At 69.5% G+C, this 8223-nt stretch carries 8 protein-coding genes; 1 reads left to right on the top strand and 7 read right to left on the bottom strand.

The genetic code is table 11. The annotated features are described in order from the left end of the window. Window positions 1–126: 126 nt before the first annotated feature. Window positions 127–1674: a GTPase HflX gene (gene hflX, locus ACVJ1F_RS14800; protein ID WP_456887144.1), complete on the bottom strand. Its 1548-nt coding sequence runs from the start codon at window positions 1672–1674 to the stop codon at window positions 127–129. Window positions 1675–1750: 76 nt separating this feature from the next. Between hflX and ACVJ1F_RS14795 the strand changes: the two genes are divergently transcribed. Continuing rightward, window positions 1751–2371 carry a class I SAM-dependent methyltransferase gene (locus tag ACVJ1F_RS14795; RefSeq protein WP_456887142.1) on the top strand — a complete coding sequence of 207 codons (621 nt, stop codon included), beginning with the start codon at window positions 1751–1753 and terminating at the stop codon, window positions 2369–2371. A gap of 43 nt (window positions 2372–2414) precedes the next feature. Here the strand turns inward: ACVJ1F_RS14795 and dapF are convergent, their stop codons facing one another. From dapF to ACVJ1F_RS14765, 6 genes are all read right to left on the bottom strand, one after another. Continuing rightward, window positions 2415–3293 carry a diaminopimelate epimerase gene (gene dapF / locus ACVJ1F_RS14790; protein WP_056048080.1) on the bottom strand — a complete coding sequence of 293 codons (879 nt, stop codon included), beginning with the start codon at window positions 3291–3293 and terminating at the stop codon, window positions 2415–2417. After that, the gene (gene miaA / locus ACVJ1F_RS14785; protein ID WP_456887140.1) at window positions 3290–4201 is read right to left on the bottom strand and encodes a tRNA (adenosine(37)-N6)-dimethylallyltransferase MiaA; all 912 of its coding nucleotides are present in this window, start codon (window positions 4199–4201) and stop codon (window positions 3290–3292) included. Before miaA ends, dapF begins: the two co-directional genes overlap by 4 nt. Window position 4202: 1 nt before the next feature. After that, the gene (gene miaB / locus ACVJ1F_RS14780; RefSeq protein WP_456887138.1) at window positions 4203–5780 is read right to left on the bottom strand and encodes a tRNA (N6-isopentenyl adenosine(37)-C2)-methylthiotransferase MiaB; all 1578 of its coding nucleotides are present in this window, start codon (window positions 5778–5780) and stop codon (window positions 4203–4205) included. Between the two features lie 37 nt (window positions 5781–5817). After that, complete coding sequence (locus ACVJ1F_RS14775) at window positions 5818–6639, bottom strand: regulatory protein RecX (RefSeq protein WP_173152325.1); 822 nt, start codon at window positions 6637–6639, stop codon at window positions 5818–5820. Further along, window positions 6636–7697, bottom strand: a complete 1062-nt coding sequence (gene recA / locus ACVJ1F_RS14770; protein WP_056048091.1) for a recombinase RecA — start codon at window positions 7695–7697, stop codon at window positions 6636–6638. Before recA ends, ACVJ1F_RS14775 begins: the two co-directional genes overlap by 4 nt. Window positions 7698–7991: 294 nt before the next feature. Continuing rightward, window positions 7992–8216, bottom strand: a complete 225-nt coding sequence (locus tag ACVJ1F_RS14765) for a DUF3046 domain-containing protein (RefSeq protein ID WP_056048094.1) — start codon at window positions 8214–8216, stop codon at window positions 7992–7994. Window positions 8217–8223 lie beyond the last annotated feature (7 nt).

The raw sequence follows: 8223 nt of genomic DNA, 5'->3' as shown, positions 1-8223 counted from the left end.
CAGGGCGCGGCCGGGTGCGGCTCCGTCTTATCTCGCCTCCCCGGTGGCGCCCGCCCCCGCCCCCCCCGCCGCCCCCCCCCCGGGGGGGGGGCGGCGCTTCGTCGTTCGAGGACGTGCGGCTCGGCGTCAGCGCCCCACGCCCACGGGAGCCACGTAGGGCGTGAGCCCGGCAACGTCACTCGGGTAGACGCGCGCGTGGACGCGGGTGCCCTCTTCTTCGTAGTCCGTGCTGACGATGCGGCCCGAGTCGTGGAGGTGGGAGACGACGTCGCCGCGGTCGTACGGCACCAACAGGTCGAGCTCGATCTCGGGTTCGGGCAGGACGGCTGCGATGCGGGCCAGCAGCTCGTCGATGCCCTCACCCGTCCGTGCCGAGACGAAGACCGCCGTCGGCTCGAGTCCGAGCAGGACGAGACGCTGGTCGTCGTCGACGAGGTCGCTCTTGTTGTAGACGACGATCTCGGCGATGTCGCGACCGTCGACCTCGGCGATGACGTCTCGGACGGTGGCGAGCTGGGCGGCGGGGTCGGGGTGCGACCCGTCGACGACGTGCACGATGACGTCGGACGCCTCGACCTCCTCGAGCGTCGATCGGAATGCCTCGACCAGCTGGTGAGGGAGGTTCCGGACGAATCCGACGGTGTCGGCGTACGTGAAGGGACGACCGTCAGCCGTCACGCTCTTGCGGACCGTCGCGTCCAGGGTCGCGAACAGCGCGTTCTCGACGAGGACGCCCGCGCTCGTCAACCGGTTCAGGAGACTGGACTTCCCGGCGTTCGTGTACCCGGCGATGGCGACGGTGGGCACCTCGTTGCGGTCACGGTTGGCTCGCTTGGCGTCGCGGGCAGGCTTCATCTCTTTGATCTGCTTGCGGAGCCGGGCCATGCGGGTGTGGATGCGGCGCCGGTCGAGCTCGATCTTGGTCTCACCGGGCCCGCGGCTGCCCATTCCGGCACCCGCGCCTCCGACTTGTCCACCGGCCTGGCGGGACATCGACTCGCCCCAACCGCGGAGACGGGGCAGGAGGTACTCGAGTTGGGCCAGTTCGACCTGCGCCTTGCCCTCCCGGCTCTTGGCGTGCTGGCTGAAGATGTCGAGGATGACGGCCGTGCGGTCGATCACCTTGACCTTGACGACGTCCTCGAGGGCGCGTCGCTGGCTGGGGGCCAGTTCGGTGTCGGCGATGACGGTGTCCGCGCCGAGGGCCGCGACCGTTCCCCGCAGTTCTTCGGCCTTGCCCTTGCCCAGGTAGGTGCTCGGGTCCGGGTTCGGCCGTCGCTGCAGCAGTCCGTCGAGCACGACCGCCCCCGCCGTCTCGGCCAGGGCAGCGAGTTCACGGAGGGAGTTCTCGGCGTCCGCCATCGACCCCTGCGAGTAGACGCCGATCAGGACGACGTTCTCGAGGCGCAACTGCCGGTACTCGACCTCGGTGACGTCCTGCAGTTCGGTCGACAGGCCCGCCACGCGGCGGAGGGCCTGGCGGTCGTCGCGCTCGGACTGATCGCCGTCGGAGTCGCCGTCGTGCTGCAACGAGCGGGTCTGGATGGCCTGAGCCGGCGAGAACACGGTGTAGCCGGATGCCCTCTGGGCTGCACGATCGAGCACGCGCGCGACGACGTCGTCGGGCTGGTCGTTCCGCTCCGGATCGAGCGGGGTCGTGGTGTGGTCTGTCATCGGGGTGATACTAACCCTTTCGGTGTGCGGAGAGCAGGGAGCGAGGCCCTGCCGGATGTTCGGTAGGTTGGCGACCATGGCCAGCGAGCACTACTTCTCCCCCCAGCCCGGCAGCGAGGCCAAGCCCCGGACGATCGAGGTCGTCCTCGCAGGACGGGAGCTGACCCTGACCACGGCTGCCGGCGTCTTCAGCCCGGGCCGCGTCGACCCGGGCACCTCGGTCCTGTTGGCTGGCACGCCGACGCCGCCGAGGGCGGGCCATCTGTTGGACGTCGGGTGCGGGTGGGGCCCCATCACACTGAGCCTCGCGTTGTCGTCACCCGACGCGACGGTCTGGGCCGTCGACGTGAACGAGAGAGTGCTCGACCTCGTGCGCGAGAACGCGCGGTCGGTCGGCCTCGAGAACGTCAACGCCGTGACCCCCGACGGTGTTCCCGACGATCTGCGCTTCGCGACGATCTGGTCGAACCCGCCGATCCGGGTCGGCAAGGCCGAACTGCACTCCCTGCTCGAACGGTGGCTCCCCCGCCTCGACGCGGGGTCGGACGCGTGGCTGGTCGTGCAGAAGAACCTGGGGGCCGACTCCCTGCAGCGCTGGATGAACGAGACCATGACCGGCGTCGTGGACGTGACCCGCGCCTCCACCAGCAAGGGATACCGGATCTTGCGTGCCGAGCGACTCACCGACGCCGACTGATCGGTCTTCTCGCCGAGATCTGGACGCCGGCTCCCGGCGCGGCTCAGAGTTCGAGCGCGCCGGTGAAGACCAGTTCGGCCGGCCCGCTGAGCGAGACGTGCTCACCATCGGCGTGATGACTCACCGACACGCCCACGACGCCGCCGGGGACCTCGACCAACCAGGCCTCGGGTGCCGAGGCTCCTGCCCAGTACCGCGTCGCCAGGGCGGCCGCTGCCGCACCGGTGCCGCACGACAGGGTCTCGCCGCTGCCCCGCTCGTGGACACGCATGCGGATGCGACCCAGCCCGTCGACCACGAGCGGGTCCGCCGGGACCACGAACTCGACGTTCGCCCCGTCGGCCGGGGCCGGGTCGACGATCGGCACGTAGGTCAGGTCGAGACCGTCCAGTTCGTCGTCGCCGGCGAGTGCCACCACCACGTGGGGGTTGCCCACCGAGATCGGCAGGCCGGGACGCGCCGCGTGCAGCTCGCGCGCCCGCACGACCGGATCGTCGTCGCCGAGCCTCCACGGCCCCAGGTCGACGCGGAAGCCCGTGCCGTCACGACGCACCTCACGCGCGCCGGCCCGCGTGCCGACGACGAGCACGTCGTCCTCGCCCAGCTGGACCAGCCCCCGCTCGAGGAGGTAGCGCGCGAAGACACGGATGCCGTTGCCGCACATCTCGGCCGGGCTGCCGTCGGCGTTGTGGTAGTCCATGAACCACTCGGCGCGCGGCTCGGTCTCGAGCAGGCCCGCCTCGGTGGACAACGCCGCCGTGCGGACCGCACGGATGACCCCGTCCCCGCCCACCCCGAACCTCCGGTCCGCCAGGGCCCGGATCATGGCGGGGCTCAGGTCGGTGCCCGCATCGGGATCGGTGAACAAGACGAAGTCGTTGCCCGTGCCGTGCCCTTTGGTGAACTGCAGCGTGGTGGTCACCCCAGGATTCTAGCCACGGCCCGGTCGACCGCCTGGGCGTCGCCCGAGCGGGACCACTCGACGTCGTCGTACCGGCGGAACCAGCTCGCCTGGCGGCGGGCGTAGCGACGGGTGAGGGCCGCCGTGGCATCGATGGCGTCCCCCTCGCCGAGCTCACCCCGGATCTGGGCGACGGCCTGCGCGTAACCGATCGCCCGGCTCGCCGTGACCCCTCGCTCGAGCCCGAGGGGAAGCAGACCCCGTACCTCGTCGACGAGACCGTCTCGCCACATCTGGTCGACGCGTCGGTCGAGACGTTCGACGAGCACGGGGCGCTCCTCGGCCACGCCGAAGACGCTCGACGGCCGCCACGGTGACGACTTCTCGGGCAGCGTTCCCGAGAGGGGACGTCCGGTGAGGTCCCCGACCTCGAGCGCCCGGACGAGACGCCTGGCGTTGGATGGCCCGATCGACGTGGCGGACGCCGGATCGCGCTCTCTCAACAAGTCGTACAGCGCCCCTGCTCCCCGCTCGTCGGCGATCGCTTCGTAGCGACTCCGGATCGCAGGATCGGTGCCGGGGAACCGGAAGTCGAACAACACGCTCGAGACGTAGAGTCCGGACCCGCCGACGAGGATCGGCACCGCCCCTCGCGCGACGATGCCGTCGATGAGGTCCCTGGCTTCGCGTTGATACCACTCGACGCTCGCCTCGTCGGTGACGTCGAGGACGTCGAGGAGATGATGCGCGAAGCCTCGCCGTTCGGCGACCGGCAGTTTGGCCGTGCCGACGTCCATGCCCCGGTAGAGCTGCATGGCATCCGCGTTGACGATCTCGACCGTCTCGCCCCGGGCGGACAGTGCCTCGGCGAGGTCCAGCGAGAAGGCGGACTTCCCCGTGCCGGTCGCCCCGACGATCGCGACCAGCACGTCAGCGGAGGTCGTCGGTCGTGCTGTAGATCGGCGTCGTCGCCACCCGCAGCGTGGGCAGACCGAGGCTCACCCTCGCCGGCCGAGCCGAGGAGGCGCGGGTCGCGTCACCCCCGGACGGCACCCCGCACGAGGCGGCCTGCGCGGCGTCCCAGGCATCACCCGCGCGCGTGCGACGGACCTCGTAGAGGGATTCGGGCCCCTCGACCGCATCGGCGAGCAGGTAGAACGGCGCGGCGTCGGTGATCCTCACGCTGACGACGTCGCCGGGTCGCGGAACGGCGGCAGCCGTCGGCACCTCGAAGTGGACGAGACGGCTGTCTTCGGCACGACCTGAGAGACGGTGGGTGGAGGCGTCCTTCCGCCCCTCGCCGGTGGCCACGAGGACCTCGACGGGACGCCCGACCTGGCGACGGTTCTCTTCGGCCGAGATGCGGTCCTGAACGGCCGTCAACCGCTCGAACCGTTCTTGGACGACGGCCTTGGGAATCTGGTCGGCCATCTCGCCCGCGGGTGTCCCGGGGCGCACCGAGTACTGGAACGTGAACGCCGAGGCGAACCGGGATCGCTCGACGACCCGGAGGGTCTCGGCGAAGTCGTCCTCGGTCTCGCCGGGGAACCCGACGATGATGTCGGTGCTGATCGCGGCGTCGGGCATGGCCGCGCGCACACGATCGATGATGCCGAGGAACTTCTCGCTGCGGTAGCTGCGTCGCATGGCCCGCAACACCCGGTCGGACCCCGATTGCAGGGGCATGTGCAACTGGGGCATCACAGCGGGCGTCTCGGCCATGGCGGCGATGACGTCGTCGGTGAAGGACGCCGGGTGCGGGCTGGTGAAGCGCACCCGCTCGAGCCCGGGGATCGCGCCGACGGCCCGCAGCAACTTGCCGAAGGCGAGTCGATCGCCGAACTCGACACCGTACGAGTTCACGTTCTGCCCGAGCAGCGTCACCTCGACGGCCCCGTCGTCGACGAGCGCCCCGACCTCGGCGAGGATGTCGCCGGGGCGGCGGTCCTTCTCCTTGCCTCGGAGCGAAGGGACGATGCAGAAGGTGCAGGTGTTGTTGCAGCCGACCGAGATCGAGACCCAGCCGCTGTGCGTGGACTCGCGCTTGGTCGGCAAGGTCGAAGGGAAGACGTCGAGCGCTTCGAGGATCTCGAGCTGGGCCTCGTCGTTGTGCCGCGCGCGTTCGAGCAGCGTGGGCAGGGCACCCATGTTGTGCGTACCGAAGACGACGTCGACCCACGGCGCCCTGTCGAGGATGACGTCCTTGTCTTTCTGGGCCAGGCACCCGCCGACGGCGATCTGCATGCCTTCGTGCTTCTTCTTCAGGCCGGCGAGGGTCCCCAGGGTCCCGTAGAGCTTCTTGTCGGCGTTCTCGCGTACTGCGCAGGTGTTGATGACGACGATGTCGGCCTCGGCTCCGTCGGCAGCCACGTAGCCGGCCGCCTCGAGTGAACCACTCAACCGCTCCGAATCGTGCACGTTCATCTGGCACCCGAAGGTACGGACCTCGTACGTGCGGGCCGGGCCGTCGACGGGCGAGGGGATGCTGGTGGTGGCGACCGTCGTCATGGTGACTCAGTGTAGATCGCCGCCACCCCCGAGCCGATCACTCGAAGCGGACGCCGCCCCGACCGCTGCCACCCCGAGGCAGGGCCTTCTCGATGGCACGACGCACGACCTCGGACCGGTACCCGCGGCGCATCAGGTACCCGTTGAGACGACGCTCCGCCGTCTCGCGGTCGAGCCCGCGCAACGAACCGGCCCGTTTGCGAGCCCATTCGTCGGCACGTTCTTGCTCTTCGTCGTCGTCCGTGTCGGACAGCGCCTCGTCGATGATCGACGGATCGATTCCACGGGCGCGGAGTTCGGACGTGACGGCCCCGCGGCCCAGCCCCTTGCGCTCTTGCTTCGACCGGACCAGGGTCGCGGCCAGTTCGCTGTCGTCGAGCAGGCCCACCCGCTCGAGCCGAGCGATCTCGTCGGCGACGACCGATTCATCGAGGTCACGCGAGAGAAGCAGCTTCTCCATCTCGTGAGAGGACACACCACGGCGCGAGAGGGCGTGCAGGCTGACGTTCTCCGCCCGTCGCTTCTGCGCTTCGAGGTCCTCCGGCCCGTCATCGGGCTGATCGTCGAACCCGGTGGCCTTGGGTCGACCGGCCGCGCCCGCCCGAGAACCTCGCGCGGACGGGTGGTCGGCCTCCGAGGCCAGCGGGGACGCGTCGCCGACCCAGTGGGCGCTGATGGCCGTCAGGACGGCTTCGGAATCGTGGGACGGAGCGTCCGAAGCCGCCGGAGCGACCCTCTCGCCGGACGTCGACGATCCGGTTGCAACACCGAAGAGGGGCGTGACCGGCGCGAGCCGCCCGCTGTCGACGCCGTCGACAGCGGGACCCGCCCCCGTGGCGTCGTCGTCGCGCGTGGTCATGCGCCCTTGCGAGCGGCGATCTTGGCCTCGATCGACTCGACGGGCGCTTCGACGGGCTTGGCACCACCGACTCCGAGCTTGGCGAGGATCTTCTGCTCGATCTCTTGAGCGATGGCGGCGTTCTTGATGAGGAAGTTGCGCGAGTTCTCTTTACCCTGACCGAGCTGGTCGCCTTCGTACGTGTACCAGGCACCCGACTTGCGGACGATGCCGTGCTCGACACCGAAGTCGATGAGGCTGCCCTCGCGCGAGATGCCTACACCGTAGAGGATGTCGAACTCGGCCTGCTTGAAGGGCGGAGCCATCTTGTTCTTGACGACCTTGACGCGGGTGCGGTTGCCGACCGCGTCGGTACCGTCCTTCAACGTCTCGATGCGGCGGATGTCGAGACGTACGGAGGCGTAGAACTTGAGCGCCTTTCCGCCGGCCGTCGTCTCGGGGCTGCCGAAGAAGACACCGATCTTCTCGCGCAGCTGGTTGATGAAGATCATCGTGGTGCCGGTCTGGCTGAGCCCACCGGTCAACTTGCGCAATGCCTGTGACATGAGTCGAGCCTGCAGACCGACGTGCGAGTCGCCCATCTCACCCTCGATCTCGGCACGCGGCACGAGCGCGGCGACCGAGTCGATGACGACGAGGTCGATCGACCCCGAACGGACGAGCATGTCGGCGATCTCGAGAGCCTGCTCACCCGTGTCGGGCTGCGAGACCAGCAGCGCGTCGATGTCGACGCCGAGCTTCTTGGCGTACTCGGGGTCGAGAGCGTGCTCGGCGTCGATGAACGCAGCGATGCCGCCGTTGCGTTGGGCATTCGCGATGGCGTGCAGGGTCAGGGTCGTCTTACCGGACGACTCGGGACCGTAGATCTCGACGATGCGGCCACGAGGGATGCCACCGATGCCGAGAGCGACGTCGAGGGCGATCGAGCCGGTGGGGATCACCGCCACGGGAGCACGCTCGTCGCTGCCGAGGCGCATGACGGCGCCCTTGCCGAACTGGCGGTCGATCTGGGCGAGAGCCGTCTCGAGTGCTTTCTCGCGGTTTTCAACTGAGGGCATGTCGTTCTCCTTCGTGGTGGTCGTCCGTGCGCCTGTAGGCTGTCGCGTCGACGCCGACCGGTGGTGCAAGGTCGTCGTCGCTACGACAAGGCTGGTGTCGCCGGCATGTGCCGGTGACGCGGGACGTCGATGCGAGAAACGCTACGGGCCACCTCCGACATCGCAGTGGCGGTGGGGGCCCGACGTACAGAACTCGCTCGTCCACGTCCTTGTGGAGGACGCTACCACCCGTCCGAACAGGTGTTCGAGCCATCGGCCTCGGCGTGTCGAACACACGCCCGACCGGACTGCGCCTCAGTCCGTCGGTTCGGGCAACCCCACACCGTGGCGACGGCCCATGGGGACGCCCTCGGCGTCGCAGAGGGCGAGCCACACGTCGCGGGGTGACTCGCCCTGCGCGATCGCCTGGTCGGCGGTCCTGTCACCGAGCGACTGGATCACGAGATCCCGGGTGACCACCCGACCGTAGGCTTCTCCGAACTCGTCCTCGACGGCCCGGGCGAACTCGCTCTTGCGCATCAGACGA

Source organism: Frigoribacterium sp. 2355 (assembly GCF_054060695.1).
This window is presented reverse-complemented; position numbering and strand designations above follow the sequence as displayed.